The organism is Escherichia sp. E4702 (assembly GCF_963883545.1).
Classification (GTDB): domain Bacteria; phylum Pseudomonadota; class Gammaproteobacteria; order Enterobacterales; family Enterobacteriaceae; genus Escherichia.
Genome location: NZ_CAWORF010000021.1, coordinates 87,758 through 114,621 on the forward strand (window position 1 = coordinate 87,758; position 26,864 = coordinate 114,621).

The window sequence follows — 26,864 nt, forward strand, 5'->3', positions numbered from 1 at the left end:
TGGGCAGTTGAAACCAGACGTTTCGCCCCTATTACAGACTCATACCACATGATGACCGAATATATAGTGGAGACGTTTAGATGGGTAAAATTATTGGTATCGACCTGGGTACTACCAACTCTTGTGTAGCGATTATGGATGGCACCACTCCTCGTGTGCTGGAGAACGCCGAAGGCGATCGCACCACGCCTTCTATCATTGCCTATACCCAGGATGGTGAAACTCTGGTTGGTCAGCCGGCTAAACGTCAGGCAGTGACGAACCCGCAAAACACCCTGTTTGCGATTAAACGCCTGATTGGCCGCCGCTTCCAGGACGAAGAAGTACAGCGTGATGTTTCCATCATGCCGTTCAAAATTATTGCTGCTGATAACGGCGACGCATGGGTCGAAGTTAAAGGCCAGAAAATGGCACCGCCGCAGATTTCTGCTGAAGTGCTGAAAAAAATGAAGAAAACCGCTGAAGATTACCTGGGTGAACCGGTAACTGAAGCTGTTATCACCGTACCGGCATACTTTAACGATGCTCAGCGTCAGGCAACCAAAGACGCAGGCCGTATCGCTGGTCTGGAAGTAAAACGTATCATCAACGAACCGACCGCAGCTGCGCTGGCTTACGGTCTGGACAAAGGTACTGGTAACCGTACTATCGCGGTTTATGACCTGGGTGGTGGTACTTTCGATATTTCCATTATCGAAATCGACGAAGTTGACGGCGAAAAAACCTTCGAAGTTCTGGCTACCAACGGTGATACCCACCTGGGTGGTGAAGACTTTGACAGCCGCCTGATCAACTACCTGGTTGAAGAATTCAAGAAAGATCAGGGCATTGACCTGCGCAACGATCCGCTGGCAATGCAGCGCCTGAAAGAAGCGGCAGAAAAAGCGAAAATCGAGCTGTCTTCCGCTCAGCAGACCGACGTTAACCTGCCATACATCACTGCAGACGCGACCGGTCCGAAACACATGAACATCAAAGTGACTCGTGCGAAACTGGAAAGCCTGGTTGAAGACCTGGTAAACCGTTCCATCGAGCCGCTGAAAGTTGCACTGCAGGACGCTGGCCTGTCCGTATCTGATATCGACGACGTTATCCTCGTTGGTGGTCAGACTCGTATGCCAATGGTTCAGAAGAAAGTTGCTGAATTCTTTGGTAAAGAGCCGCGTAAAGACGTTAACCCGGACGAAGCTGTAGCTATCGGTGCTGCTGTTCAGGGTGGTGTTCTGACTGGTGACGTAAAAGACGTACTGCTGCTGGACGTTACCCCGCTGTCTCTGGGTATCGAAACCATGGGCGGTGTGATGACGACGCTGATCGCGAAAAACACCACTATCCCGACCAAGCACAGCCAGGTGTTCTCTACCGCTGAAGACAACCAGTCTGCGGTAACCATCCACGTGCTGCAGGGTGAACGTAAACGTGCGGCTGATAACAAATCTCTGGGTCAGTTCAACCTGGATGGTATCAACCCGGCACCGCGCGGTATGCCGCAGATCGAAGTGACTTTCGATATCGATGCTGACGGTATCCTGCACGTTTCCGCGAAAGATAAAAACAGCGGTAAAGAGCAGAAGATCACCATCAAGGCGTCTTCTGGTCTGAACGAAGATGAAATCCAGAAAATGGTACGCGACGCAGAAGCGAACGCCGAAGCTGACCGTAAGTTTGAAGAGCTGGTACAGACTCGCAACCAGGGCGACCATCTGCTGCACAGCACCCGTAAGCAGGTTGAAGAAGCAGGCGACAAACTGCCGGCTGACGACAAAACTGCTATCGAGTCTGCGCTGACTGCACTGGAAACTGCTCTGAAAGGTGAAGACAAAGCCGCTATCGAAGCGAAAATGCAGGAACTGGCACAGGTTTCCCAGAAACTGATGGAAATCGCCCAGCAGCAACATGCACAGCAGCAGACTGCTGGTGCTGATGCTTCTGCAAACAACGCGAAAGATGACGATGTTGTCGACGCCGAGTTTGAAGAAGTCAAAGACAAAAAATAATCGCCCTATAAACGGGTAATTATACTGACACGGGCGAAGGGGAATTTCCTCTCCGCCCGTGCATTCATCTAGGGGCAATTAAAAAAAGATGGCTAAGCAAGATTATTACGAGATTTTAGGCGTTTCCAAAACAGCGGAAGAGCGTGAAATCAAAAAGGCCTACAAACGCCTGGCCATGAAATACCACCCGGACCGTAACCAGGGTGACAAAGAGGCCGAGGCGAAATTTAAAGAGATCAAGGAAGCTTATGAAGTTCTGACCGACTCGCAAAAACGTGCGGCATACGATCAGTATGGTCATGCGGCGTTTGAGCAAGGCGGCATGGGCGGCGGCGGTTTTGGCGGCGGCGCAGACTTCAGCGATATTTTTGGTGACGTTTTCGGCGATATTTTTGGCGGTGGGCGTGGTCGTCAACGTGCGGCGCGCGGTGCTGATTTACGCTATAACATGGAGCTCACCCTCGAAGAAGCTGTACGTGGCGTGACCAAAGAGATCCGCATTCCGACTCTGGAAGAGTGTGACGTTTGCCACGGTAGCGGTGCAAAACCAGGCACGCAGCCGCAGACCTGTCCGACCTGTCATGGTTCTGGTCAGGTGCAGATGCGCCAGGGCTTCTTTGCCGTGCAGCAGACCTGTCCACATTGTCAGGGCCGCGGTACGCTGATCAAAGATCCGTGCAACAAATGTCATGGTCATGGTCGTGTTGAGCGCAGCAAAACGCTGTCCGTTAAAATCCCGGCAGGGGTGGACACCGGGGACCGCATCCGTCTTGCGGGCGAAGGTGAAGCGGGCGAACACGGCGCACCGGCAGGCGATCTGTACGTTCAGGTACAGGTTAAACAGCACCCGATTTTCGAGCGCGAAGGTAACAACCTGTATTGCGAAGTCCCGATCAACTTCGCTATGGCGGCGCTGGGTGGCGAAATCGAAGTGCCGACCCTTGATGGTCGCGTCAAACTGAAAGTGCCTGGCGAAACCCAGACCGGTAAGTTGTTCCGTATGCGCGGTAAAGGCGTCAAGTCTGTCCGCGGCGGTGCGCAAGGTGACTTGCTGTGCCGCGTTGTTGTCGAAACACCGGTAGGCCTGAACGAGAAGCAGAAACAGCTGCTGCAAGAGCTGCAAGAAAGCTTCGGTGGCCCAACCGGCGAGCACAACAGCCCGCGCTCAAAGAGCTTCTTTGATGGCGTGAAGAAGTTTTTCGACGACCTGACTCGCTAACCTCCCCAAAAGCCTGCCCGTGGGCAGGCCTGGGTAAAAATAGGGTGCGTTGAAGATATGCGAGCACCTGTAAAGTGGCGGGGATCGCTCCCCGCCGTTGCTCTTACTCGGATTCGTAAGCCGTGAAAACAGCAACCTCCGTCTGGCCAGTTCGGATGTGAACCTCACAGAGGTCTTTTCTCGTTAGCAGCGCCGCCACTACGGCGGTGATACAGATGACGATCAGGGCGACAATCATCGCCTTATGCTGCTTCATTGCTCTCTTCTCCTTGACCTTACGGTCAGTAAGAGGCACTCTACATGTGTTCTGCATATAGGGGGCCTCGGGTTGATGGTAAAATATCACTCGGGGCTTTTCTCTATCTGCCGTTCAGCTAATGCCTGAGACAGACAGCCTCAAGCACCCGCCGCTATTATACCGCTCTCTTTAACCCACTCTGTTTTATCGATTCTAATCCTGAAGACGCCTCGCATTTTTATGGCGTAATTTTTTAGGGATTTAATTATTAAACTTTAATTTATCTCTTTATCGCAATTATTGACGACAAGTTGGATTATTTTTGAAATATTGTCCTAACAAACAACGCCGACTGACAACAAATTAATTATTACTTTTCCGAATTAATCCCTCAGAAATCCAGACCTTAAGCTATGATTATCAGGGCTTGAGGTCATCAGCCACCGCTTTCGAGCGCCAAAAACACTTCCTCTGCTGGTGACTTAATCTTCTTTATAGATCGTAAAAAACGAATTATTCCTACACTATAATCTGATTTTAACGATGATTCGTGCAGAGTAAAATAGTTAAAACGATCTATTCACCTGAAAGAGAAATAAAAAGTGAAACATCTGCATCGATTCTTTAGCAGTGATGCCTCGGGAGGCATTATTCTCATCATTGCCGCTGTTCTGGCGATGATTATGGCCAACAGCGGCGCAACCAGTGGATGGTATCACGACTTTCTTGAGACGCCGGTTCAGCTCCGGGTAGGTTCTCTTGAAATCAATAAAAACATGCTGTTATGGATAAATGACGCGCTAATGGCGATATTTTTCCTGTTAGTTGGTCTGGAAGTTAAACGCGAGCTGATGCAAGGATCGTTGGCCAGCTTGCGCCAGGCTGCGTTTCCGGTTATTGCCGCAATCGGCGGGATGATTGTCCCGGCATTGCTCTATTTGGCCTTTAACTACGCCGATCCTATCACACGTGAAGGGTGGGCAATCCCGGCAGCGACTGACATTGCCTTTGCCCTTGGTGTGCTGGCGTTATTGGGAAGTCGTGTACCGTTAGCACTGAAGATCTTTCTGATGGCGCTGGCTATTATCGACGATCTTGGAGCCATCATAATCATCGCCTTGTTTTACACTAATGACTTGTCGATGGCCTCTCTTGGCGTTGCAGCTGTAGCAATTGCGGTGCTCGCGGTGCTCAACATTTGTGGTGTTCGCCGTACGGGAGTTTATATTCTGGTCGGCGTGGTGCTGTGGACCGCGGTGTTGAAATCAGGTGTCCACGCAACGCTGGCAGGTGTCATTGTCGGTTTCTTTATTCCATTGAAAGAGAAGCATGGCCGTTCTCCGGCGAAGCGTCTGGAGCATGTATTGCATCCATGGGTGGCTTATCTGATTTTGCCGCTGTTTGCTTTTGCCAATGCCGGCGTTTCTCTGCAAGGCGTGACGTTGGATGGCCTGACCTCCATCCTGCCATTAGGGATCATCGCCGGTTTGCTGATTGGCAAGCCGTTGGGTATTAGTTTGTTCTGCTGGTTGGCGCTGCGTTTGAAACTGGCTCATTTGCCAGAGGGAACCACTTATCAGCAAATTATGGCGGTTGGGATCTTGTGCGGTATCGGTTTTACTATGTCTATCTTTATTGCCAGCCTGGCTTTTGGTAGCGTAGATCCAGAACTGATTAACTGGGCGAAATTGGGCATTCTGGTTGGCTCAATCTCTTCGGCAGTAATTGGATATAGCTGGTTACGCATTCGTTTACGTCCATCAGTTTGACAGGACGATGTACCGGGGAGCCATAAATGGCTCCCTTTTCATTCTTATCAGGGAGAGAAATGAGCATGTCTCATATCAATTACAACCACTTGTATTACTTCTGGCATGTCTACAAAGAAGGTTCTGTGGTTGGCGCAGCGGAGGCGCTTTATTTAACACCACAAACCATTACCGGGCAGATCCGGGCGCTGGAAGAGCGCCTGCAAGGGAAACTATTTAAGCGTAAAGGACGTGGTCTGGAACCCAGCGAACTGGGGGAGCTGGTCTATCGCTACGCCGATAAAATGTTCACCTTAAGCCAGGAAATGCTGGATATCGTCAACTATCGCAAAGAGTCCAATTTGTTGTTTGATGTTGGCGTGGCAGATGCTCTTTCCAAACGCCTGGTCAGTAGTGTATTGAATGCCGCAGTGGTGGAAGACGAGCAGATCCATTTACGCTGTTTTGAATCGACGCACGAGATGCTGTTGGAGCAACTGAGTCAGCATAAGCTGGATATGATCATCTCTGACTGCCCGATAGACTCCACCCAGCAGGAAGGGCTGTTTTCCATAAAAATTGGCGAGTGTTGTGTCAGTTTCTGGTGCACTAACCCGCTGCCAGAAAAGCCGTTTCCTGCCTGTCTGGAAGAGCGTCGCTTACTTATTCCGGGGCGTCGCTCAATGTTGGGACGCAAGCTATTAAACTGGTTTAACTCTCAGGGCTTAAACGTTGAAATTCTGGGGGAGTTTGATGATGCGGCGTTGATGAAAGCTTTTGGAGCGACGCATAACGCTATTTTCGTTGCACCTTCGCTTTACGCTAATGATTTCTATAACGATGACTCGGTTATGGAGATAGGCCGCGTTGAGAACGTCATGGAAGAGTACCACGCGATTTTCGCCGAAAGGATGATTCAACATCCTGCGGTACAGCGTATTTGCAACACAGATTACTCTGCGTTGTTTACTTCAGCTTCAAAATAACCATTTGTACTCTGCAGGCTGCAGTTTTGGCCTGCAGATGGGCATAAAAAAACCCGCTTGCGCGGGCTTTTTTACAAAGCTGACAACAAAAGGCGATTAAGCCAGTTTGTTGATCTGTGCAGTCAGGTTAGCCTTATGACGTGCAGCTTTGTTTTTGTGGATCAGACCTTTAGCAGCCTGACGGTCCACGATCGGTTGCATTTCGTTAAATGCTTTCAGTGCAGCAGCTTTGTCGCCAGCTTCGATAGCTGCGTATACTTTCTTGATGAAAGTACGCATCATAGAGCGACGGCTTGCGTTGTGCTTACGAGCCTTTTCAGACTGAATGGCGCGCTTCTTAGCTGATTTGATATTAGCCAAGGTCCAACTCCCAAATGTGTTCTATATGGACAATTCAAAGGCCGAGGAATATGCCCTTTTAGCCTTCTTTTGTCAATGGATTTGTGCAAATAAGCGCCGTTAATGTGCCGGCGCTCGTTACGTAGTGATGGCGCAGGATTCTACCAGCTTGCGGGGTGTGAATACAGCTTTTCCGCGATAAAAATTGCATCAGGCCGTGAGTTTCTGCCCGTGATTTGCGCCATGGCAATGAAAAGCCACTTCTTTCTGATTTCGGTACTCAATCGCCGGTTAACCTTGACCGCTGTACAAGGTATACTCGGACGATTTTCACTGTTTTGAGCCAGACATGAAGCTGATACGCGGCATACATAATCTCAGCCAGGCCCCGCAAGAAGGGTGTGTGCTGACTATTGGTAATTTCGACGGCGTGCATCGCGGTCATCGCGCGTTGTTACAGGGCTTGCAGGAAGAAGGGCGCAGGCGAAACTTACCGGTGATGGTGATGCTTTTTGAACCTCAACCACTGGAACTGTTTGCTACCGATAAAGCCCCGGCGAGACTGACCCGACTGCGGGAAAAACTGCGTTACCTTGCAGAGTGTGGCGTAGATTACGTGCTGTGCGTGCGTTTCGACAGGCGCTTTGCGGCGCTGACTGCGCAAAACTTTATCAGCGATCTTCTGGTGAAGCATTTGCGGGTAAAATTTCTCGCCGTGGGTGACGATTTCCGCTTTGGCGCTGGTCGTGAAGGCGATTTCTTGTTATTACAGAAAGCTGGCGTGGAATACGGCTTTGACATTACCAGTACGCAAACTTTTTGCGAAGGTGGCGTGCGTATCAGCAGCACCGCTGTGCGTCAGGCACTGGCAGACGATAATCTGGCTCTGGCAGAAAGTTTACTGGGGCACCCGTTTGCCATCTCCGGGCGTGTGGTCCACGGTGATGAATTAGGGCGCACTATAGGTTTCCCGACGGCGAATGTACCGCTACGCCGTCAGGTTTCCCCGGTGAAAGGGGTTTATGCGGTAGAAGTGCTGGGCCTCGGTGAAAAGCCGTTACCCGGCGTGGCAAACATCGGAACACGCCCAACGGTTGCCGGTATTCGCCAGCAGCTGGAAGTGCATTTGTTAGATGTTGCAATGGACCTTTACGGTCGCCATATACAAGTAGTGCTGCGTAAAAAAATACGCAATGAGCAGCGATTTGCGTCGCTGGACGAACTGAAAGCGCAGATTGCGCGTGATGAATTAACCGCCCGCGAATTTTTTGGGCTAACAAAACCGGCTTAAGCCTGTTATGTAATCAAACCGAAATACGGAACCGAGAATCTGATGAGTGACTATAAATCAACCCTGAATTTGCCGGAAACAGGGTTCCCGATGCGTGGCGATCTCGCCAAGCGCGAACCGGGAATGCTGGCGCGTTGGACTGATGATGACCTGTACGGCATCATTCGTGCGGCTAAAAAAGGCAAAAAAACCTTCATTCTGCATGATGGCCCTCCTTATGCGAATGGCAGCATTCATATTGGTCACTCGGTTAACAAGATTCTGAAAGACATTATCGTGAAGTCCAAAGGGCTTTCCGGTTATGACTCGCCGTATGTGCCTGGCTGGGACTGCCACGGTCTGCCGATCGAGCTGAAAGTAGAGCAAGAATACGGTAAGCCGGGTGAGAAATTCACTGCTGCCGAGTTCCGCGCCAAGTGCCGCGAATACGCAGCTACCCAGGTTGACGGTCAGCGCAAAGACTTTATCCGTCTGGGCGTGCTGGGCGACTGGTCGCACCCGTACCTGACCATGGACTTCAAAACTGAAGCCAACATCATCCGCGCGCTGGGCAAAATCATCGGCAACGGTCACCTGCACAAAGGCGCGAAGCCAGTGCACTGGTGCGTTGACTGCCGTTCTGCACTGGCAGAAGCGGAAGTTGAGTATTACGACAAAACTTCTCCGTCCATCGACGTCGCTTTCCAGGCGGTCGATCAGGATGCGCTGAAAGCAAAATTTGGCGTCAGCAACGTTAACGGCCCAATCTCGCTGGTAATCTGGACCACTACGCCGTGGACTCTGCCTGCAAACCGCGCAATCTCTATTGCACCGGATTTCGACTATGCGCTGGTGCAGATCGACGGTCAGGCCGTTATTCTGGCGAAAGATATGGTTGAAAGTGTAATGCAGCGTATCGGCGTGACCGATTACACCATTCTCGGCACGGTAAAAGGTGCGGAGCTTGAACTGCTGCGCTTTACCCATCCGTTTATGGGCTTCGACGTTCCGGCAATCCTCGGCGATCACGTTACCCTGGATGCTGGTACCGGTGCCGTTCACACCGCGCCTGGCCACGGCCCGGACGACTATGTGATCGGTCAGAAATACGGTCTGGAAACCGCTAACCCGGTTGGCCCGGACGGCACTTATCTGCCGGGCACTTACCCGACGCTGGATGGTGTGAACGTCTTCAAAGCGAACGACATCGTCGTTGCGCTGCTGCAGGAAAAAGGTGCGCTGCTGCACGTTGAGAAAATGCAGCACAGCTATCCGTGCTGCTGGCGTCACAAAACGCCGATCATCTTCCGCGCGACGCCGCAGTGGTTCGTCAGCATGGATCAGAAAGGTCTGCGTGCGCAGTCACTGAAAGAGATCAAAGGCGTGCAGTGGATCCCTGACTGGGGCCAGGCGCGTATCGAGTCGATGGTTGCTAACCGTCCTGACTGGTGTATCTCCCGTCAGCGCACCTGGGGCGTACCGATGTCACTGTTCGTGCATAAAGACACGGAAGAACTGCATCCGCGTACCCTCGAACTGATGGAAGAAGTGGCAAAACGTGTTGAAGTTGATGGCATCCAGGCGTGGTGGGATCTCGATGCGAAAGAGATCCTCGGCGATGAAGCTGATCAGTACGTGAAAGTGCCGGACACGCTGGATGTATGGTTTGACTCCGGATCTACCCACTCTTCTGTTGTTGACGTGCGCCCGGAATTTGCTGGTCACGCAGCGGACATGTATCTGGAAGGTTCTGACCAACACCGTGGTTGGTTCATGTCTTCCCTGATGATCTCCACCGCGATGAAGGGCAAAGCGCCGTATCGTCAGGTACTGACCCACGGCTTTACCGTGGATGGTCAGGGCCGCAAGATGTCTAAATCTATCGGCAACACCGTTTCGCCGCAGGATGTGATGAACAAACTGGGTGCGGATATTCTACGGCTGTGGGTGGCATCAACTGACTACACCGGTGAAATGGCCGTTTCTGACGAGATCCTGAAACGTGCTGCCGACAGCTATCGTCGTATCCGTAACACCGCACGCTTCCTGCTGGCAAACCTCAATGGTTTCGATCCGGCAAAAGATATGGTGAAACCGGAAGAGATGGTGGTACTGGATCGCTGGGCCGTAGGTTGTGCGAAAGCGGCACAGGAAGACATCCTCAAGGCGTACGAAGCATACGATTTCCACGAAGTGGTACAGCGTCTGATGCGCTTCTGCTCCGTTGAGATGGGATCCTTCTACCTCGACATCATCAAAGACCGTCAGTACACCGCCAAAGCGGACAGCGTGGCGCGTCGTAGCTGCCAGACTGCGCTGTATCACATCGCGGAAGCGCTGGTGCGCTGGATGGCACCAATCCTCTCCTTCACCGCTGATGAAGTGTGGGGCTACCTGCCGGGCGAACGTGAAAAATACGTCTTCACCGGTGAGTGGTACGAAGGCCTGTTTGGCCTGGCAGACAGCGAAGCGATGAACGATGCGTTCTGGGACGAGCTGTTGAAAGTGCGTGGCGAAGTGAACAAAGTCATTGAGCAAGCGCGTGCCGACAAGAAAGTGGGCGGCTCGCTGGAAGCTGCAGTGACGCTGTATGCAGAACCGGAACTGGCGGCGAAACTGACCGCGCTGGGCGATGAATTACGATTTGTCCTGTTGACCTCCGGCGCTACCGTTGCAGACTATAACGACGCACCTGCTGATGCTCAGCAGAGCGAAGTACTCAAAGGGCTGAAAGTCGCGTTGAGTAAAGCCGAAGGTGAGAAGTGCCCACGCTGCTGGCACTACACCCAGGATGTCGGCAAGGTGGCGGAACACGCAGAAATCTGCGGCCGCTGTGTCAGCAACGTCGCCGGTGACGGTGAAAAACGTAAGTTTGCCTGATGAGTCAATCGATCTGTTCAACAGGGCTGCGCTGGCTGTGGCTGGTGGTAGTCGTGCTGATTATCGATCTGGGCAGCAAATACCTGATCCTCCAGAACTTTGCTCTGGGGGATACGGTCCCGCTGTTCCCGTCGCTTAATCTGCATTATGCGCGTAACTATGGCGCGGCGTTTAGTTTCCTTGCCGATAGCGGCGGCTGGCAGCGTTGGTTCTTTGCCGGTATTGCGATTGGTATTAGCGTGATCCTTGCAGTGATGATGTATCGCTCGAAGGCGACGCAAAAGCTAAACAATATCGCTTACGCGCTGATTATTGGCGGCGCGCTGGGCAACCTGTTCGACCGCCTGTGGCACGGCTTCGTTGTCGATATGATCGACTTCTACGTCGGTGACTGGCACTTCGCCACCTTCAACCTTGCCGATACTGCCATTTGTGTCGGTGCGGCACTGATTGTGCTGGAAGGTTTTCTACCTTCTAAAGCGAAAAAACAATAATAAACCCTGCCGGATGCGGCCTACAGATTGCTGCGAAATCGTAGGCCGCATCCGGCAAAAATCCTCAAAATATAAGAGCAAACCTGCATGTCTGAATCTGTACAGAGCAATAGCGCCGTCCTGGTGCACTTCACGCTAAAACTCGACGATGGCACTACCGCCGAGTCTACCCGCAACAACGGTAAACCGGCGCTGTTCCGCCTGGGTGATGCTTCTCTTTCCGAAGGGCTGGAGCAACACCTGCTGGGGCTGAAAGTGGGCGATAAAACCACCTTCTCGCTGGAGCCTGATGCGGCGTTTGGCGTGCCGTCACCGGACCTGATTCAGTACTTCTCCCGCCGTGAATTTATGGATGCAGGCGAGCCAGAAATTGGCGCAATCATGCTTTTTACCGCAATGGATGGCAGTGAGATGCCTGGTGTGATCCGCGAAATTAACGGCGACTCCATTACCGTTGATTTCAACCATCCGCTGGCCGGGCAGACCGTTCATTTTGATATTGAAGTGCTGGAAATCGATCCGGCACTGGAGGCGTAACATGCAGATCCTGTTGGCCAACCCGCGTGGTTTTTGTGCCGGGGTAGACCGCGCTATCAGCATTGTTGAAAACGCGCTGGCCATTTACGGCGCACCGATATATGTCCGTCACGAAGTGGTGCATAACCGCTACGTGGTCGATAGCTTGCGCGAGCGTGGGGCTATCTTTATTGAGCAGATCAGCGAAGTGCCGGACGGCGCGATCCTGATTTTCTCCGCACACGGTGTTTCTCAGGCGGTACGTAACGAAGCGAAAAGCCGCGATTTGACGGTATTTGACGCGACCTGTCCGCTGGTGACCAAAGTGCATATGGAAGTCGCGCGCGCCAGCCGTCGTGGCGAAGAATCTATTCTCATCGGTCACGCCGGGCATCCGGAAGTGGAAGGTACGATGGGCCAGTACAGTAACCCGGAAGGGGGAATGTATCTGGTCGAATCGCCGGACGATGTGTGGAAACTGACGGTCAAAAACGAAGAGAAACTCTCCTTTATGACCCAGACCACGCTATCGGTGGATGACACGTCTGATGTCATCGACGCACTGCGTAAACGCTTCCCGAAAATTGTCGGTCCGCGCAAAGATGACATCTGCTACGCCACCACTAACCGTCAGGAAGCGGTACGCGCTCTGGCAGAACAGGCGGAAGTAGTACTGGTGGTCGGTTCGAAAAACTCCTCCAACTCAAACCGTCTGGCGGAACTGGCTCAGCGTATGGGCAAGCGCGCGTTTTTGATTGATGACGCGACAGATATCCAGGAAGAGTGGGTGAAAGAGGCGAAATGCGTCGGCGTGACTGCTGGCGCATCAGCTCCGGATATTCTGGTACAGAACGTAGTCGCACGTTTGCAGCAGCTTGGCGGTGGCGAAGCCATCCCGCTGGAAGGCCGTGAAGAAAACATCGTTTTCGAAGTGCCGAAAGAGCTGCGTGTCGATATTCGTGAAGTCGATTAAGTCATTAGCAGCCTAAGTTATGCGAAAATGCCGGTCTTGTTACCGGCATTTTTTATGGAGAAAACATGCGTTTACCTATTTTCCTCGATACTGACCCAGGCATTGACGATGCCGTCGCCATTGCCGCCGCGATTTTTGCCCCCGAGCTCGACCTGCAACTGATGACCACCGTCGCGGGTAATGTCTCGGTTGAGAAAACTACCCGCAACGCCCTGCAACTGCTGCATTTCTGGAATGCGGAGATTCCGCTCGCCCAGGGAGCCGCTGTGCCGCTGGTACGCGCACCGCGTGATGCGGCATCTGTGCACGGCGAATCGGGAATGGCTGGCTACGACTTTGTTGAGCACAACCGAAAGCCGCTCGAGGTACCGGCATTTCTGGCGATTCGTGATGCCCTGCTGCGTGCACCAGAGCCTGTTACTCTGGTAGCCATCGGCCCGTTAACCAACATTGCGCTGTTACTTTCACAATGCCCGGAATGCGAACCGCATATTCGCCGTCTGGTGATCATGGGCGGTTCTGCCGGTCGCGGCAACTGCACACCAAACGCCGAGTTTAATATCGCTGCCGATCCAGAAGCGGCAGCCTGTGTCTTCCGTAGTGGCATCGAAATCGTCATGTGCGGTCTGGATGTCACCAATCAGGCGGTGTTAACTCCTGATTATCTTGCTACATTGCCGGAGTTGAATCGCACCGGAAAAATGCTTCATGCACTGTTTAGCCACTACCGTAGCGGCAGTATGCAAAGCGGCCTGCGAATGCACGATCTCTGCGCTATCGCCTGGCTGGTGCGCCCGGACTTATTCACTCTCAAGCCGTGTTTTGTGGCGGTAGAAACGCAGGGCGAATTTACCTCAGGCACTACGGTTGTTGATATCGACGGTTGTCTGGGCAAACCAGCCAATGTACAGGTGGCGCTGGATCTGGATGTGAAAGGCTTCCAGCAGTGGGTGGCTGAGGTGCTGGCCCTGGCGAACTAATGATTTAACAGGGATGTGCTCAATGACATATGGAGAGGCGTGGTTGAAAGGATGGCAACACATTTTCGATTATAAAGGTGTCGCCACCCGTTTTGAGTTCTGGTCGTTTATTAGCGGAAGTGCAGTTATCTGCCCGCTGCCGCTTATATGCTGGTGGTTGGCGACAACAATAGACCGTGATTACGGTGTTTTCATATTTTACGCGCTACCTCTTTCTGGTCTGTTGGCGTTGATTTTTGCTGTTCCGGCGATGGCATTGGGCTTTAGACGGATGCATGACATTGGGTATCCTGGCTGGTGGTTTGCTATCGGGGTCTTACTCCCCTATGTTGGGATTATTCTTTTTGTGCTTTGCTGCTTGCCATCAAAACCAGAGAAAATGTATTGATTAATCCTGACACGGTCAGCCCGTGTCAGGAGACGCGATACGTATTAGCACCATTAAAGTTGTGACGAGGTCAGCGAAACAACTTCGTATCGCATAGGGTTAATCGATTAATCTGCTATGCTTTCAGTGTTGTTCTCCTCGGGCCGGAGATACATATGAAACCTTCTTTTATCCAGCCACCACGCTTGTTGTGGGAAAGCGGCGCTTTTACCTCAACTCCTCTTGTCCAAAAATCAACCTGTATTCAGGATCTGCCGGACATTTTTTCTGACGAACGCGCCAGGCATGCATTACCTGCCGACCTGGTCGTGTATTGCGTTGAAATGATTGATAGCTCTCCTGCTGAAGGTGAGTTCTATACCGGTGTTACGCACCTTAATCCGGGAAAAGTCGGCAACGAGTTTTTCATGACCAAAGGCCATTTTCATGCGCGGCGGGAACAGGGCGAAGTTTACTTTGGCTTGCGTGGTCGCGGTCTGCTGTTATTGCAAAACGAAGCGGATGAAGCTCGTCTGGAAGCGGTGTTTCCCGGTTCAGTGCATATTATTCCGGGATTTACTGCTCATCGCTTAATTAATACTGGAGATGAAATCCTTTCTGCACTGGCGGTATGGTCGGGTGTGGCGGGGCATGATTATGCGGCATTACCGCAGGGCTTTGCACTACGCGTGGTTGAGGAAAATGGCGAGATCATGGCAAAAGAGGTGCAGAATGGCTGATTCCCGACAGAGCTACGGCCTGGACATGGCGATTCATCACCAGCCGCTGGGGTTTAGCTATGGTGAAGATGTTACCGGGCCGATGCCTGAAGTTCGTCATCTCAACGACATCCGTGCTTCTCTGCGTGATCCTGACTGTGATGGGCCAGAAGACGTTTATGCCATTGCGATGGATGTGGCGCGGATGCAGGATCGTGAAGAACTGAATAAGCGCATGTTGCTGTTTGGTGTTGTCACCTACGCGGCGGGCAGACTGGGTGAGGAACCCATTCGCAGTCAGGGGCATATCCACCGCATCAGCCAGCACAGCGGTTGGTCGCCGCCGGAGCTTTATGAGATCTGGCAAGGGAAAGCGATTATTTATATGCAGGAATATGTTGATGACGATCCTGGTCGCTGCTTTGCCGTGATAGCAGGTCCTGGTGAAAAGGTGTTAGTGCCGCCAGGCTGGGGGCACGCGACGATTTCGGCAGATCCCAATACACCGTTAACCTTTGGAGCCTGGTGCGATCGGGAATACGGTTTTGAGTATGAGGCGGTACGGGCGCATAAAGGTCTGGCGTGGTATCCATTGTTGCAGGGCAACAATATTATCTGGCAGCACAACTCAAGCTATATTCCGGGGCGCTTACAGGTGGTCACGGCGCGGGAATATCCGGAGTTTGGCATTACTGGCGCGCCGGTTTATCAGCAATTTATTGGCGATCCGGCACGTTTTCAGTTTATTTCGCGACCAGAGAAAGCCGCTGAATTGTGGCAGAATTTCCATCCATAAAAAGCCGGGGGCAGACTGCCCCCGGTATTTCTATTTTGCTTAACCGGCAAATAAACCACTTGCCACGCCGATTGCCGCGAGGATAAGCAACAGTACCATTGCTTTAACCGGCGAGACACCGCGTTTGGCCATCAAATACCAGGTGCCGAGCACCACAACCAGCGGCAGCAGCTGCGGGAAAATACCATCCAGCATTTGCTGAACATGGATATTCACTCCGTCTTTAGTGATAAATTCCAGCCCGGTTCCCAACTTGACATAGCTTGCCGCTACGCCCCCCATCACAAACACCCCTAACAGCGACAAGGCTTCGCGTAATTTCGTTGATTTACTGCTCACCAGCATCTCAACCGAGCCGGAACCCATCTTGTAGCCTTTCAGGAACAGAAACCACGATCCGGGGATAATGATCGCCAGCCAGGCAACGGTATAAAACAGCGGGCCAAGAATATTACCGCCAGCCGCCAGCGCCATCCCAATACTGAGCAGGATAGGAATCAACATGCCGGGGATCATCGAATCACCGATACCGGCAATCGGCCCCATCAGCCCCACTTTCAGCGTATTGATGGTTTCACCGTCAATTGGTTCACCATTGGCTTTTTTCTCTTCCAGACCCAGCGCCATGCCATTAACAATCGCCCCAAGCTGAGGTTCCGTATTGTAAAAAGAAGCATGACGACGAAGCATTTCAGTACGCTGTACGACGTCAGGGTAGAGCTTTTTCGCCACTGGCAGCATGCTGAGACAAAAGCCGAACGACTGAAGTCGTTCAAAACTCATTGATGACAGGTTATGCATCATCCACGCTCGCCAGCAGCGGCGTAGATCTTTTCGGTCGAGTTTACGCGCTTCCATCAGAATTCATCCTCATCATCAATGACCCGACTGGCAGCCGTTGGTTGCGGCGCTTCCGGTTTGTAGTTGTAGTGAATGAGCGCCAGCAGCGCCCCGACAATCACCAACGCCACCATGTTCAGTTTCAGGAAAACGATGCAAACAAAGCCAACAAGGAAGTAAATCAACATGGTGTAATTTTTGATGATCTGCTTGAGTAGGATAGCGATCCCTACGGCGGGTAAAATCCCGCCCAGCACATTCATCGTCGATAGCACGATTTTCGGCAGGCTATCCATAAATCCGCTGATGTATTGCGCGCCAAAATAGACAGCAATAAACGTGGGTACAAAACGCAAAATAAAATTAGTGACTTGCGGCCAGATAGCCGTATTGAGGTATATGCCGCGTTCATCACCGCTCTCTAACGCCACATCGGCGCGATGGTTCCAGAAAGAGTTCAATACCATCATGGCGTTGAATAATACTGTTCCGGCAATACCAATCGTTGCCGCCAGCGCGACGGCCACTTCCGGCCCCTGACCAGAGAGAATGCCTAAAGCAATCGCCGGATAGGCCACGAAGTTCAGATCGGCCGGCATTGAGCCGCCGGGGGTGACCATTGCGATATACACGGCCTGCACGGCGACACCAATCATGATCCCTGTTTTCACATCGCCAAGAATTAGCCCGACCAGCATCCCGGAAACGAGCGGACGTGTGATCAGATACCATCCGCCCGTTAGCCCCAAAAGCCAGGGGCTACTGAGTGCGCCCAGATAACATAGAATGCCAATCAATGTAGCTTCAAAAATCATGGTGTGCTCCTTATTTCAGCTTCTGGCGTGCATCCTGCCAGCTATAACAACTGGCATCCGGTACGAGACGAAACTCAACCAGATGCCCGTGTTGTGTCAGCCAGTCAAAAGCGGCGATTTCATCGGCATTCACTGACTGGTTTGGGCCAATGGTGGTGGTGTCAGCGCGGGCGCTCATCGGGCCAACGTTAATTTTTCCATTGGCGTTTTGCAGGCTGATCCCTGCTTCTTCAATGCGTTTCAGGGTGATGGGAGATTTACCTATCACGAAATAACGCTTCTCACTGGCAATCACTTTCGGCAGTTTTTCAATTGCCGTGGCGGTATCGAACAACCAGACTTTCGTATCCTGAACTGCGCCTTTCATCACCGACGAAAGCAATGAATCGGCGGCAACGGCATCATCAATGGCAACAATGCCATCGCAGGGAAGTTCTTTTGCCCAGCGTGTTACCAGTTGTCCGTGGATCACGCGATCGTCAATGCGTACAAACGAAATGCTCATAACATATTCCTTTAAAAATCATCTGGCTGAACGGATAACACCGGGGCGGCTTTGACAAGCGTCGGTGCGGTCAATGCCAACAGTTCTATGGCGGCGGCGTGAACATCGGTTAAATGGCGGATCTCTTCACTAAGCAAGAGCATAGGGAAATTGACGCCTGCGACTACGGCGACAGGCGGTTTGGTTGAGGGCGAAAAAGCATGTTGGCAGGCCACATTCCACGGTGTGCCGCTTTGTAGATCGCACAGTACCAGAACGCCGTCGCTATCTTGTCCGGCGTTCTCCAGCGTCAGGGCGAAATCACGTTTAAAACCTTCTATGCCCGCCTGTTCACTTAAGGTGACGGTAAAAACGTGGGGTAGCTCACCGTAGACCATCCGGCTGCTGGTCAGTAACGCTCCGGCAAGTGGACCGTGGGTAGCAATAATAAGATTAATCATCAGCTTATCCTCTGACCCAGGCTTTCATCGTCGCCAGTTGTTGCCCGATGCCTTTGCCAAAGGGGGCGATGCGATATTCACCGACAGCGGCAGGAATAATAAACGTCTCGGCATAGTGGATAACGAATGGTTCGAAGGCGTCGCAGGGGCTTTCAACGATAGCTTCGGCACCCTCCACCAGATTCAACACGTTGACGCAGCCGTGGGTGTGATGCATCACTGGCGCGGTAAACCAGTGGCGGCGGGTTTCGATAAATTCCCGTTCATGCATTCCGGTACGCTCTTCTCGCCAGCCGTTACCTTCGGCGATCGGTTCAATCTGATTCACCAGATTTTCATGCACCCACTGCGTATCGCGCTGCCAGTCAATCACCTGTTCGCCGTGTTCCAGATGGACAGGGCGCGGTAATCCATCGAGGCCCAGACGTCCCCAGTCCCACAACTTGAAGGTGAAAATATAGGGCGTTGCGCTGATCTCCAGCACCATCGTGCCCGCACCAGAGCAGTGCACAGTTCCGGCGGGAATCAAAAAGTGGTCGTGTTTACGTGCCGGGAGTTGATTCACAAAGCGGGCATCATCAAAGGCTTTTTCACCACGCCCTGCTGCCTGAAGATCGACCAGCATCTCTTGTGGCTGTGTACCAGTTTTGGTTCCTAAATAAACCACCGCGTCAGGTTCTGCTTCCAGAATGTAGTAACTTTCATCCTGGGTGTAGTGCATCCCGAACTGCTGCTGAATATATTCCGTCACCGGATGCACCTGAAAACTCAGGTTCTGCCCGCCAATGGTATCGAGAAAGTCAAAACGGATCGGAAACTCTGCGCCAAAGCGGGAGTGGACTTTTTCACCCAGCAAAGGGCGCGGGTAGAGAAGCACCAGATCCTGTGAAGGGATCTCGATCCGCACGTTGCCAAAACGCAGTAACAGGCTGTTTTCCTCGGGCACGCAATCAAAACACCATGCGTAATTTGGCGCGGAGGGATCGAGATCGAATTGTTGTTTCATCCATTGACCGCCCCACACGCCGGGATCAAAGAATGGCACGACGCGGAAAGGTCGCGTGGTGGTGTGTTGCAACGCGCAACGTAGCGCCTCGCCGCTAACCATCGCGGGAGACTCTTTTATCGTGGTATCCAGCAGATAATCAGTACGTTTCAGGAGCGGGGTCTTGTGCTTATCGAACACCCGCCACTCAATAAAGAACGCGCGCTTATAGCGGCGCAACATATCTTCATCGCTATTTTCGGCACCCCAGTTTCCCAGTCCGTCGTGACGCATTCGTTGCTGGATTTCCCAACGCGGCATATCGGCGTAAATCAGCACATCGCCGTTATGCGCCAGTGCGGCACCGGAACCGTAGAGAACCACTACGCCTTCCTGAATATCTTCAACTTGCTGACGTAGTCGGTTCAGTTTTTCTGCGTCATAAAATTCAGCAAGCTGATGGCAGGAAAGCACGCCGAACACGCGATCATCAGTAAGATTTCGCGCCAACAGTTCATGCAGTGCCTGCGGTGTGCGGCGCGCCGATTCGACATTCAGTACCTTTACTGCATTGAGCATCGGTAAAAAATGTTGTTCAAGTTCAGCAAGTTGTACTCCTGGATAGCAGTCAATAACGACTACCGTTCTGGCTGACGCCGAAGCCCTGGCGTTAATTTCGTTGCTGATCGACACCCAGCCGCTCCAGGCCTGATTGTCGTATCCCTGAACGGCAACTTCCGGGAATTTGTTATAGGTTGATCGCATTTTCGGCCTCCGTGTTTTCTAAACAGAGATTAATCGATTAACCTTGTTCTGACAGTGTGGTTAACGCGATTAACCCGGCATATTCGATAACAGATAGCGAAAATGGCATTGTTATGTGAGAAGTATCACAGGGAAATTTGAACAAAAAGATTAACCGATTAACCTTCGATAGTGTTCAGGAGAAAAGATGACAACAGTAACGCTGGCGCAGGTTGCAGAGCGAGCGGGGGTTTCTACGGCGACAGTCTCGATGGTGTTGCGTAATCGGGGGCGGATCTCGCAGGCAACGCGTGAGAGAGTATTAAAAGCCCTGGATGATGCCGGTTATGTCTATAACCAGACGGCGGCGAATTTACGCAATCGTAGTAGTAATCAGGTCGGGTTGTTGCTGCATGATATTACTAACCCATTTTACGGCGAGATGACCGCCGGACTGAGCCACGAAATGGAGCGCCATGATCTGCTGCTCTTTCTGGCGAATAGCGAAGAATCTGGCGAGCGGCAGCAAAAGTTTGTCGATTCTCTGATGCGCAATAACGCCTGCGGCATGGTGCTGTGCGCAGCGCGGGAAACGCCAGCCTCCTTTTTTGAGGCGCTGAAACGGCGCAATATTCCCGCCATTATGGTGGTGCGTCCGCTCAGCGATCCTGACTTCGACTTTGTAGGTACTGATAATTTTCTCGGCACGCAGATGGCGACCACACACTTAGTGAAAATGGGGCATAAGAACATTGCCTTTATTGGCGGCAGCCCAAATTCCGGTAGTCGGGCGCAACGTATTGGCGGTTTTACCAGTACCTTACTGGAGCATGGGATTTCACCAAATTCGGCGTGGATCGTCGCAGCTCAAGCCAACCAATCTGATGGCGCTAAAGTGGCAGAGGTACTACTGACAAATAATCCTCAAATTACAGCCGCCGTTTGCTATCAGGATATTGTTGCGCTGGGTGTCATGCAGGCGTTACGGAAAATGGGACGAGAACCGGGGCGAGACTTTGCGCTGGTAGGGTTTGATGACATCACTGAAGCTGCATTGGTACAACCCGCGTTAACGACAGTTTCGGTCGCGGCAAAAGAGATTGGTCGTAAAGCAGGAGAACTGCTTTACAGCCGTATTCAGGGTAACGATGAACCACCAAAGCGGATCATTTTGCCGCCAGCATTAGTGGTCAGAGAATCATGTGGTTTTAATTGATGGGTATATCTTTTACTGATTACCCTGCCTGTTTTACATTTAATTCTAATTATCCGCGTTTTTCTGTAGCAGCGTAGCGATGCGCTGGTTACTCTGAAAACGGTCTATGCAAATTAACAAAAGAGAATAGCTATGCATGATGCAAACATCCGCGTTGCCATCGCGGGAGCCGGGGGGCGTATGGGCCGCCAGTTGATTCAGGCGGCGCTGGCATTAGAAGGCGTGCAGCTGGGCGCGGCGCTGGAGCGCGAAGGATCTTCTTTACTGGGCAGCGACGCTGGTGAACTGGCCGGAGTCGGAAAAACAGGCGTTACCGTGCAAAGCAGCCTCGACGCGGTAAAAGATGATTTTGATGTGTTTATCGATTTTACCCGTCCGGAAGGTACGCTGAACCATCTCTCTTTTTGTCGCCAGCATGGCAAAGGGATGGTGATTGGTACAACGGGTTTTGATGACGCTGGCAAACAAGCGATTCGTGACGCTGCTACAGATATTGCGATTGTCTTTGCCGCCAATTTTAGCGTTGGCGTTAACGTCATGCTTAAGCTGTTGGAGAAAGCCGCTCAGGTAATGGGTGACTACACTGATATTGAAATTATCGAAGCACATCATAGACATAAAGTCGATGCGCCGTCAGGCACTGCGCTGGCAATGGGGGAGGCGATTGCCCACGCTCTTGATAAAGACCTGAAAGATTGCGCGGTCTACAGTCGTGAAGGCCATACTGGTGAACGTGTTCCTGGCACCATTGGTTTTGCCACTGTACGTGCGGGTGACATCGTGGGGGAACATACCGCCATGTTCGCCGATATCGGCGAACGTCTGGAGATTACCCATAAGGCGTCCAGCCGCATGACATTTGCTAACGGTGCGGTAAGATCGGCATTGTGGCTAAATGATAAGGAAAGTGGTCTTTTTGATATGCGAGATGTACTGGATCTCAATATATTATAACCACAAAACATTTGTGTTGATGCAAAAATAACATATCCAATCTATTGATTATAAAGGGCTTTAATTTTTAGCCCTTTTATTTTTCTTGTTTCGTTTATTAATAATTAAAAAATGGCTAAAAATTAAAGTTTAGTTTCCTGTTTTTGTTGTTTTAATGTAAATTTTGACCATCTGGTCCACTTTTTTCTAAGGGTTTTGGTTTTATGCAATTTTCTTGCTGCGCAAGCGTTTTCCAGAACGGGTTAGATGATGTTTTTGCCGCTTAATGCCTGTAAAACATGCATGAGCCACAAAATAATATAAAAAATCCCGCCATTAAGTTGACTTTTAGCGCCCATATCTCCAGAATGCCGCCGTTTGCCAGAAATTCGTCGGTAAGCAGATTTGCATTGATTTACGTCATCGCTGTGAATTAATATGCAAATAAAGTGAGTGAATATTCTCTGGAGGGTGTTTTGATTAAGTCAGCGCTATTGGTTCTGGAAGACGGAACCCAGTTTCACGGTCGGGCCATAGGGGCAACAGGTTCGGCGGTTGGGGAAGTCGTTTTCAATACTTCAATGACCGGTTATCAAGAAATCCTCACTGATCCTTCCTATTCTCGTCAAATCGTTACTCTTACTTATCCCCATATTGGCAATGTCGGCACTAATGATGCCGATGAAGAATCCTCTCAGGTACATGCACAAGGTCTGGTGATTCGCGACCTGCCGCTGATTGCCAGCAACTTCCGCAACACCGAAGACCTCTCTTCTTACCTGAAACGCCATAACATCGTGGCGATTGCCGATATCGACACCCGTAAGCTGACGCGTTTACTGCGCGAGAAAGGCGCACAGAATGGCTGCATTATCGCGGGCGATAACCCGGATGCGGCGCTGGCGTTAGAAAAAGCCCGCGCGTTCCCAGGTCTGAACGGCATGGATCTGGCAAAAGAAGTGACCACCGCAGAAGCCTATAGCTGGACACAAGGGAGCTGGACGCTGACCGGAGGCCTGCCAGAAGCGAAAAAAGAAGACGAGCTGCCGTTCCACGTCGTGGCTTATGACTTTGGTGCCAAGCGCAACATCCTGCGGATGCTGGTGGACAGAGGCTGTCGCCTGACCATCGTTCCGGCGCAAACTTCTGCTGAAGATGTGCTGAAAATGAATCCAGACGGCATCTTCCTCTCCAACGGTCCTGGCGACCCGGCCCCGTGTGATTACGCCATTACCGCCATCCAGAAATTCCTCGAAACCGACATCCCGGTATTCGGCATCTGCCTCGGTCATCAGCTGCTGGCGCTGGCGAGCGGTGCGAAGACCATCAAAATGAAATTTGGTCACCACGGCGGCAACCATCCGGTTAAAGATGTGGAGAAAAACGTGGTGATGATCACCGCCCAGAACCACGGTTTTGCGGTGGACGAAGCAACATTACCTGCAAACCTGCGTGTTACACATAAATCCCTGTTCGACGGTACGTTACAGGGCATTCATCGCACCGATAAACCGGCGTTCAGCTTCCAGGGGCACCCTGAAGCCAGCCCTGGTCCGCACGACGCAGCGCCGTTGTTCGACCACTTTATCGAGTTAATTGAGCAGTACCGTAAAACCGCTAAGTAATCAGGAGTAAAAGAGCCATGCCAAAACGTACAGATATAAAAAGTATCCTGATTCTGGGTGCGGGCCCGATTGTTATCGGTCAGGCGTGTGAGTTTGACTACTCTGGCGCGCAAGCATGTAAAGCCCTGCGCGAAGAAGGTTACCGCGTCATTCTGGTGAACTCCAACCCGGCGACCATCATGACCGACCCGGAAATGGCTGATGCGACCTACATCGAGCCGATTCACTGGGAAGTGGTACGCAAGATTATTGAAAAAGAGCGCCCGGACGCGGTGCTGCCAACGATGGGCGGTCAGACGGCGCTGAACTGCGCGCTGGAGCTGGAACGTCAGGGGGTGTTGGAAGAGTTCAGTGTCACCATGATTGGTGCCACTGCCGATGCGATTGATAAAGCAGAAGACCGCCGTCGTTTCGACGTAGCGATGAAGAAAATTGGTCTGGAAACCGCGCGTTCCGGTATCGCACACACGATGGAAGAAGCGCTGGCGGTTGCCGCTGACGTGGGCTTCCCGTGCATTATTCGCCCATCCTTTACCATGGGCGGTAGCGGTGGTGGTATCGCTTATAACCGCGAAGAGTTTGAAGAAATTTGCGCCCGCGGTCTGGATCTCTCCCCAACCAAAGAGCTGCTGATTGATGAGTCGCTGATCGGCTGGAAAGAGTACGAGATGGAAGTGGTGCGTGATAAAAACGACAACTGCATCATCGTCTGCTCTATCGAAAACTTCGATGCAATGGGCATCCACACCGGTGACTCCATCACTGTCGCGCCAGCCCAAACGCTGACCGACAAAGAATATCAAATCATGCGTAATGCCTCGATGGCGGTGCTGCGTGAAATCGGCGTTGAAACCGGTGGTTCCAACGTTCAGTTTGCGGTGAACCCGAAAAACGGTCGTCTGATTGTTATCGAAATGAACCCGCGCGTGTCCCGTTCTTCGGCGCTGGCGTCGAAAGCGACCGGCTTCCCGATTGCTAAAGTGGCGGCAAAACTGGCGGTGGGTTACACCCTCGACGAGCTGATGAACGACATCACCGGCGGGCGTACTCCGGCCTCCTTCGAGCCGTCCATCGACTATGTGGTTACTAAAATTCCTCGCTTCAACTTCGAAAAATTCGCCGGTGCTAACGACCGTCTGACCACTCAGATGAAATCGGTTGGCGAAGTGATGGCGATTGGTCGCACGCAGCAGGAATCCCTGCAAAAAGCGCTGCGCGGCCTGGAAGTCGGTGCGACTGGCTTTGACCCGAAAGTGAGCCTGGATGACCCGGAAGCGCTGACCAAAATCCGCCGCGAACTGAAAGATGCTGGCGCAGAGCGTATCTGGTACATCGCCGATGCTTTCCGCGCGGGCCTGTCTGTAGACGGCGTCTTTAACCTGACCAACATTGACCGCTGGTTCCTGGTACAGATTGAAGAACTGGTGCGTCTGGAAGAGAAAGTCGCGGAAGTGGGCATCACTGGCCTGAACGCTGACTTCCTGCGCCAGTTGAAACGTAAAGGTTTTGCCGATGCGCGTCTGGCAAAACTCGCGGGCGTTCGCGAAGCGGAAATCCGCAAGCTGCGCGATCAGTATGACCTGCACCCGGTTTACAAGCGCGTGGATACCTGTGCGGCAGAATTTGCCACCGACACCGCTTACATGTACTCCACTTATGAAGAAGAGTGCGAAGCGAATCCGTCTACCGACCGTGAAAAAATCATGGTGCTTGGCGGCGGCCCGAACCGTATCGGTCAGGGTATCGAATTCGACTACTGCTGCGTACACGCCTCGCTGGCGCTGCGCGAAGACGGTTACGAAACCATTATGGTTAACTGTAACCCGGAAACCGTCTCCACCGACTACGACACTTCCGACCGTCTCTACTTCGAGCCGGTAACTCTGGAAGATGTGCTGGAAATCGTGCGTATTGAGAAGCCGAAAGGCGTTATCGTCCAGTACGGCGGTCAGACCCCGCTGAAACTGGCGCGCGCGCTGGAAGCTGCTGGCGTACCGGTTATCGGTACCAGCCCGGATGCTATCGACCGTGCGGAAGACCGTGAACGCTTCCAGCACGCGGTTGACCGTCTGAAACTGAAACAACCGGCGAACGCCACCGTTACCGCTATTGAAATGGCGGTTGAGAAGGCGAAAGAGATTGGCTACCCGCTGGTGGTGCGTCCGTCTTACGTTCTCGGCGGTCGGGCGATGGAAATCGTCTATGACGAAGCTGACCTGCGTCGCTACTTCCAGACGGCGGTGAGTGTCTCTAACGATGCGCCAGTGTTGCTGGATCACTTCCTCGATGACGCGGTAGAAGTGGATGTGGACGCCATCTGCGACGGCGAAATGGTGCTGATTGGCGGCATTATGGAGCACATCGAGCAGGCGGGTGTGCACTCCGGTGACTCCGCATGTTCTCTGCCAGCCTACACCTTAAGTCAGGAAATTCAGGATGTGATGCGCCAACAGGTGCAGAAACTGGCCTTCGAATTGCAGGTGCGTGGCCTGATGAACGTGCAGTTTGCGGTGAAAAACAACGAAGTCTACCTGATTGAAGTTAACCCGCGTGCGGCACGTACCGTTCCGTTCGTCTCCAAAGCCACCGGCGTGCCGCTGGCAAAAGTGGCGGCGCGTGTGATGGCTGGTAAATCGCTGGCTGAGCAGGGCGTAACCAAAGAAGTTATCCCGCCGTACTACTCGGTGAAAGAAGTGGTGCTGCCGTTCAATAAATTCCCGGGCGTTGACCCGCTGTTAGGGCCAGAAATGCGCTCTACCGGGGAAGTGATGGGCGTCGGCCGCACCTTTGCCGAAGCGTTCGCCAAAGCGCAGCTGGGCAGCAACTCCACCATGAAGAAACAGGGTCGTGCGCTGCTCTCCGTGCGTGAAGGCGACAAAGAACGCGTGGTGGATCTGGCGGCAAAACTGCTGAAACAGGGCTTCGAGCTGGATGCGACCCACGGCACGGCGATTGTGCTGGGCGAAGCAGGCATTAATCCGCGTCTGGTGAACAAGGTGCATGAAGGTCGTCCGCACATTCAGGACCGCATCAAGAATGGCGAATATACCTACATCATCAACACCACCTCAGGCCGTCGTGCGATTGAAGACTCCCGCGTGATTCGTCGCAGTGCACTGCAATATAAAGTGCATTATGACACCACCCTGAACGGTGGTTTCGCTACCGCGATGGCGCTGAATGCCGATGCGACCGAAAAAGTTATTTCGGTGCAGGAAATGCACGCGCAGATCAAATAA

At 52.3% G+C, this 26,864-nt stretch carries 25 protein-coding genes; 18 read left to right on the forward strand and 7 right to left on the reverse strand.

Going from position 1 to position 26,864, the window contains the following annotated elements; genetic code table 11:
- Positions 1 to 80: 80 nt before the first annotated feature.
- Together dnaK and dnaJ are read left to right on the forward strand one after the other, a co-directional pair.
- Positions 81 to 1,997 (forward strand): molecular chaperone DnaK, encoded by a 1,917-nt coding sequence (gene dnaK, locus AACU94_RS13895; protein ID WP_000516135.1) that lies wholly within the window; start codon positions 81 to 83, stop codon positions 1,995 to 1,997.
- A gap of 88 nt (positions 1,998 to 2,085) precedes the next feature.
- The gene (gene dnaJ / locus AACU94_RS13900) at positions 2,086 to 3,216 is read left to right on the forward strand and encodes a molecular chaperone DnaJ (protein ID WP_001118464.1); all 1,131 of its coding nucleotides are present in this window, start codon (positions 2,086 to 2,088) and stop codon (positions 3,214 to 3,216) included.
- A 103-nt stretch (positions 3,217 to 3,319) separates the two neighbouring features.
- Here the strand turns inward: dnaJ and mokC are convergent, their stop codons facing one another.
- The gene (mokC, locus tag AACU94_RS13905; RefSeq protein WP_205712855.1) at positions 3,320 to 3,472 is read right to left on the reverse strand and encodes a type I toxin-antitoxin system Hok family toxin; all 153 of its coding nucleotides are present in this window, start codon (positions 3,470 to 3,472) and stop codon (positions 3,320 to 3,322) included.
- Positions 3,473 to 4,056: 584 nt separating this feature from the next.
- On the opposite strand from mokC, the gene nhaA reads away from it, so the two are divergent.
- Both nhaA and nhaR read left to right on the forward strand, forming a co-directional pair.
- A complete protein-coding gene (gene nhaA, locus AACU94_RS13910; RefSeq protein WP_000681376.1) occupies positions 4,057 to 5,223 on the forward strand; it encodes a Na+/H+ antiporter NhaA in 1,167 nt (388 codons plus the stop codon).
- Between the two features lie 59 nt (positions 5,224 to 5,282).
- On the forward strand, positions 5,283 to 6,188 hold the full coding sequence (nhaR, locus tag AACU94_RS13915) for a transcriptional activator NhaR (RefSeq protein WP_130217490.1): 906 nt from the start codon (positions 5,283 to 5,285) through the stop codon (positions 6,186 to 6,188).
- A 96-nt stretch (positions 6,189 to 6,284) separates the two neighbouring features.
- Here the strand turns inward: nhaR and rpsT are convergent, their stop codons facing one another.
- Positions 6,285 to 6,548 carry a 30S ribosomal protein S20 gene (gene rpsT, locus AACU94_RS13920; protein ID WP_001274019.1) on the reverse strand — a complete coding sequence of 88 codons (264 nt, stop codon included), beginning with the start codon at positions 6,546 to 6,548 and terminating at the stop codon, positions 6,285 to 6,287.
- 102 nt (positions 6,549 to 6,650) lie between these two features.
- Between rpsT and AACU94_RS13925 the strand changes: the two genes are divergently transcribed.
- The 10 genes from AACU94_RS13925 to AACU94_RS13970 all read left to right on the forward strand — a co-directional run bounded on the left by AACU94_RS13925 (position 6,651) and on the right by AACU94_RS13970 (position 15,522).
- Positions 6,651 to 6,869: a DUF2575 family protein gene (locus AACU94_RS13925; RefSeq protein WP_064525381.1), complete on the forward strand. Its 219-nt coding sequence runs from the start codon at positions 6,651 to 6,653 to the stop codon at positions 6,867 to 6,869.
- 7 nt (positions 6,870 to 6,876) lie between these two features.
- Positions 6,877 to 7,818 carry a bifunctional riboflavin kinase/FAD synthetase gene (ribF, locus tag AACU94_RS13930; protein ID WP_130204831.1) on the forward strand — a complete coding sequence of 314 codons (942 nt, stop codon included), beginning with the start codon at positions 6,877 to 6,879 and terminating at the stop codon, positions 7,816 to 7,818.
- A gap of 42 nt (positions 7,819 to 7,860) precedes the next feature.
- Positions 7,861 to 10,677 carry an isoleucine--tRNA ligase gene (gene ileS, locus AACU94_RS13935; protein WP_135489617.1) on the forward strand — a complete coding sequence of 939 codons (2,817 nt, stop codon included), beginning with the start codon at positions 7,861 to 7,863 and terminating at the stop codon, positions 10,675 to 10,677.
- Entirely contained in the window at positions 10,677 to 11,171 is a 495-nt protein-coding gene (lspA, locus tag AACU94_RS13940) for a signal peptidase II (RefSeq protein ID WP_000083369.1), read from the forward strand. The genes ileS and lspA overlap by 1 nt, the downstream gene beginning before the upstream one ends.
- 87 nt (positions 11,172 to 11,258) lie before the next feature.
- Positions 11,259 to 11,708 carry an FKBP-type peptidyl-prolyl cis-trans isomerase gene (gene fkpB / locus AACU94_RS13945; protein ID WP_000004655.1) on the forward strand — a complete coding sequence of 150 codons (450 nt, stop codon included), beginning with the start codon at positions 11,259 to 11,261 and terminating at the stop codon, positions 11,706 to 11,708.
- Between the two features lies 1 nt (position 11,709).
- Positions 11,710 to 12,660, forward strand: a complete 951-nt coding sequence (ispH, locus tag AACU94_RS13950; protein ID WP_001166403.1) for a 4-hydroxy-3-methylbut-2-enyl diphosphate reductase — start codon at positions 11,710 to 11,712, stop codon at positions 12,658 to 12,660.
- A 65-nt stretch (positions 12,661 to 12,725) separates the two neighbouring features.
- Positions 12,726 to 13,640 (forward strand): ribonucleoside hydrolase RihC, encoded by a 915-nt coding sequence (gene rihC / locus AACU94_RS13955; protein WP_135489618.1) that lies wholly within the window; start codon positions 12,726 to 12,728, stop codon positions 13,638 to 13,640.
- A 22-nt stretch (positions 13,641 to 13,662) separates the two neighbouring features.
- Entirely contained in the window at positions 13,663 to 14,028 is a 366-nt protein-coding gene (locus AACU94_RS13960) for a DUF805 domain-containing protein (protein WP_130221669.1), read from the forward strand.
- Positions 14,029 to 14,183: 155 nt separating this feature from the next.
- Positions 14,184 to 14,747, forward strand: a complete 564-nt coding sequence (locus AACU94_RS13965; protein WP_135489619.1) for a glucose-6-phosphate isomerase family protein — start codon at positions 14,184 to 14,186, stop codon at positions 14,745 to 14,747.
- Positions 14,740 to 15,522 (forward strand): glucose-6-phosphate isomerase family protein, encoded by a 783-nt coding sequence (locus AACU94_RS13970; protein ID WP_135489620.1) that lies wholly within the window; start codon positions 14,740 to 14,742, stop codon positions 15,520 to 15,522. The genes AACU94_RS13965 and AACU94_RS13970 overlap by 8 nt, the downstream gene beginning before the upstream one ends.
- A gap of 39 nt (positions 15,523 to 15,561) precedes the next feature.
- On the opposite strand, the gene AACU94_RS13975 is transcribed toward AACU94_RS13970, so the two are convergent.
- From AACU94_RS13975 to AACU94_RS13995, 5 genes are read right to left on the reverse strand one after another with little or no spacing between them, the layout of a single operon-like run.
- Positions 15,562 to 16,380, reverse strand: a complete 819-nt coding sequence (locus tag AACU94_RS13975; RefSeq protein WP_135489621.1) for a PTS system mannose/fructose/sorbose family transporter subunit IID — start codon at positions 16,378 to 16,380, stop codon at positions 15,562 to 15,564.
- A complete protein-coding gene (locus tag AACU94_RS13980; protein WP_130221665.1) occupies positions 16,380 to 17,177 on the reverse strand; it encodes a PTS mannose/fructose/sorbose/N-acetylgalactosamine transporter subunit IIC in 798 nt (265 codons plus the stop codon). The genes AACU94_RS13975 and AACU94_RS13980 overlap by 1 nt, the downstream gene beginning before the upstream one ends.
- A gap of 10 nt (positions 17,178 to 17,187) precedes the next feature.
- Positions 17,188 to 17,682 (reverse strand): PTS system mannose/fructose/N-acetylgalactosamine-transporter subunit IIB, encoded by a 495-nt coding sequence (locus AACU94_RS13985; protein WP_130221664.1) that lies wholly within the window; start codon positions 17,680 to 17,682, stop codon positions 17,188 to 17,190.
- A gap of 11 nt (positions 17,683 to 17,693) precedes the next feature.
- Positions 17,694 to 18,122, reverse strand: coding sequence for a PTS sugar transporter subunit IIA (locus AACU94_RS13990; protein ID WP_130221663.1), 429 nt, complete (start codon positions 18,120 to 18,122; stop codon positions 17,694 to 17,696).
- 4 nt (positions 18,123 to 18,126) lie between these two features.
- Positions 18,127 to 19,872, reverse strand: coding sequence for a class I mannose-6-phosphate isomerase (locus AACU94_RS13995; RefSeq protein ID WP_135489622.1), 1,746 nt, complete (start codon positions 19,870 to 19,872; stop codon positions 18,127 to 18,129).
- 187 nt (positions 19,873 to 20,059) lie between these two features.
- Here AACU94_RS13995 and AACU94_RS14000 point away from each other — a divergent pair, with 187 nt between their 5' ends.
- The 4 genes from AACU94_RS14000 to carB all read left to right on the forward strand — a co-directional run bounded on the left by AACU94_RS14000 (position 20,060) and on the right by carB (position 26,864).
- Positions 20,060 to 21,067: a LacI family DNA-binding transcriptional regulator gene (locus AACU94_RS14000; RefSeq protein ID WP_130221661.1), complete on the forward strand. Its 1,008-nt coding sequence runs from the start codon at positions 20,060 to 20,062 to the stop codon at positions 21,065 to 21,067.
- A 132-nt stretch (positions 21,068 to 21,199) separates the two neighbouring features.
- On the forward strand, positions 21,200 to 22,021 hold the full coding sequence (dapB, locus tag AACU94_RS14005) for a 4-hydroxy-tetrahydrodipicolinate reductase (RefSeq protein WP_135489623.1): 822 nt from the start codon (positions 21,200 to 21,202) through the stop codon (positions 22,019 to 22,021).
- Between the two features lie 455 nt (positions 22,022 to 22,476).
- Positions 22,477 to 23,625, forward strand: coding sequence for a glutamine-hydrolyzing carbamoyl-phosphate synthase small subunit (gene carA, locus AACU94_RS14010; RefSeq protein WP_001589662.1), 1,149 nt, complete (start codon positions 22,477 to 22,479; stop codon positions 23,623 to 23,625).
- Positions 23,626 to 23,642: 17 nt separating this feature from the next.
- The gene (carB, locus tag AACU94_RS14015) at positions 23,643 to 26,864 is read left to right on the forward strand and encodes a carbamoyl-phosphate synthase large subunit (RefSeq protein WP_135489624.1); all 3,222 of its coding nucleotides are present in this window, start codon (positions 23,643 to 23,645) and stop codon (positions 26,862 to 26,864) included.

Bases quoted from the DNA above. Each gene is read 5' to 3' on its own strand.
- dnaK (WP_000516135.1), top strand. From the start codon at position 81: ATGGGTAAAATTATTGGTATCGACCTGGGTACTACCAACTCTTGTGTA.
- dnaJ (WP_001118464.1), top strand. From the start codon at position 2,086: ATGGCTAAGCAAGATTATTACGAGATTTTAGGCGTTTCCAAAACAGCG.
- mokC (WP_205712855.1), bottom strand. From the start codon at position 3,472: ATGAAGCAGCATAAGGCGATGATTGTCGCCCTGATCGTCATCTGTATC.
- nhaR (WP_130217490.1), top strand. From the start codon at position 5,283: ATGAGCATGTCTCATATCAATTACAACCACTTGTATTACTTCTGGCAT.
- AACU94_RS13925 (WP_064525381.1), top strand. From the start codon at position 6,651: ATGTGCCGGCGCTCGTTACGTAGTGATGGCGCAGGATTCTACCAGCTT.
- ribF (WP_130204831.1), top strand. From the start codon at position 6,877: ATGAAGCTGATACGCGGCATACATAATCTCAGCCAGGCCCCGCAAGAA.
- ileS (WP_135489617.1), top strand. From the start codon at position 7,861: ATGAGTGACTATAAATCAACCCTGAATTTGCCGGAAACAGGGTTCCCG.
- lspA (WP_000083369.1), top strand. From the start codon at position 10,677: ATGAGTCAATCGATCTGTTCAACAGGGCTGCGCTGGCTGTGGCTGGTG.
- fkpB (WP_000004655.1), top strand. From the start codon at position 11,259: ATGTCTGAATCTGTACAGAGCAATAGCGCCGTCCTGGTGCACTTCACG.
- ispH (WP_001166403.1), top strand. From the start codon at position 11,710: ATGCAGATCCTGTTGGCCAACCCGCGTGGTTTTTGTGCCGGGGTAGAC.
- rihC (WP_135489618.1), top strand. From the start codon at position 12,726: ATGCGTTTACCTATTTTCCTCGATACTGACCCAGGCATTGACGATGCC.
- AACU94_RS13960 (WP_130221669.1), top strand. From the start codon at position 13,663: ATGACATATGGAGAGGCGTGGTTGAAAGGATGGCAACACATTTTCGAT.
- AACU94_RS13965 (WP_135489619.1), top strand. From the start codon at position 14,184: ATGAAACCTTCTTTTATCCAGCCACCACGCTTGTTGTGGGAAAGCGGC.
- AACU94_RS13970 (WP_135489620.1), top strand. From the start codon at position 14,740: ATGGCTGATTCCCGACAGAGCTACGGCCTGGACATGGCGATTCATCAC.
- AACU94_RS13975 (WP_135489621.1), bottom strand. From the start codon at position 16,380: ATGGAAGCGCGTAAACTCGACCGAAAAGATCTACGCCGCTGCTGGCGA.
- AACU94_RS13980 (WP_130221665.1), bottom strand. From the start codon at position 17,177: ATGATTTTTGAAGCTACATTGATTGGCATTCTATGTTATCTGGGCGCA.
- AACU94_RS13985 (WP_130221664.1), bottom strand. From the start codon at position 17,682: ATGAGCATTTCGTTTGTACGCATTGACGATCGCGTGATCCACGGACAA.
- AACU94_RS13990 (WP_130221663.1), bottom strand. From the start codon at position 18,122: ATGATTAATCTTATTATTGCTACCCACGGTCCACTTGCCGGAGCGTTA.
- AACU94_RS13995 (WP_135489622.1), bottom strand. From the start codon at position 19,872: ATGCGATCAACCTATAACAAATTCCCGGAAGTTGCCGTTCAGGGATAC.
- AACU94_RS14000 (WP_130221661.1), top strand. From the start codon at position 20,060: ATGACAACAGTAACGCTGGCGCAGGTTGCAGAGCGAGCGGGGGTTTCT.
- dapB (WP_135489623.1), top strand. From the start codon at position 21,200: ATGCATGATGCAAACATCCGCGTTGCCATCGCGGGAGCCGGGGGGCGT.
- carB (WP_135489624.1), top strand. From the start codon at position 23,643: ATGCCAAAACGTACAGATATAAAAAGTATCCTGATTCTGGGTGCGGGC.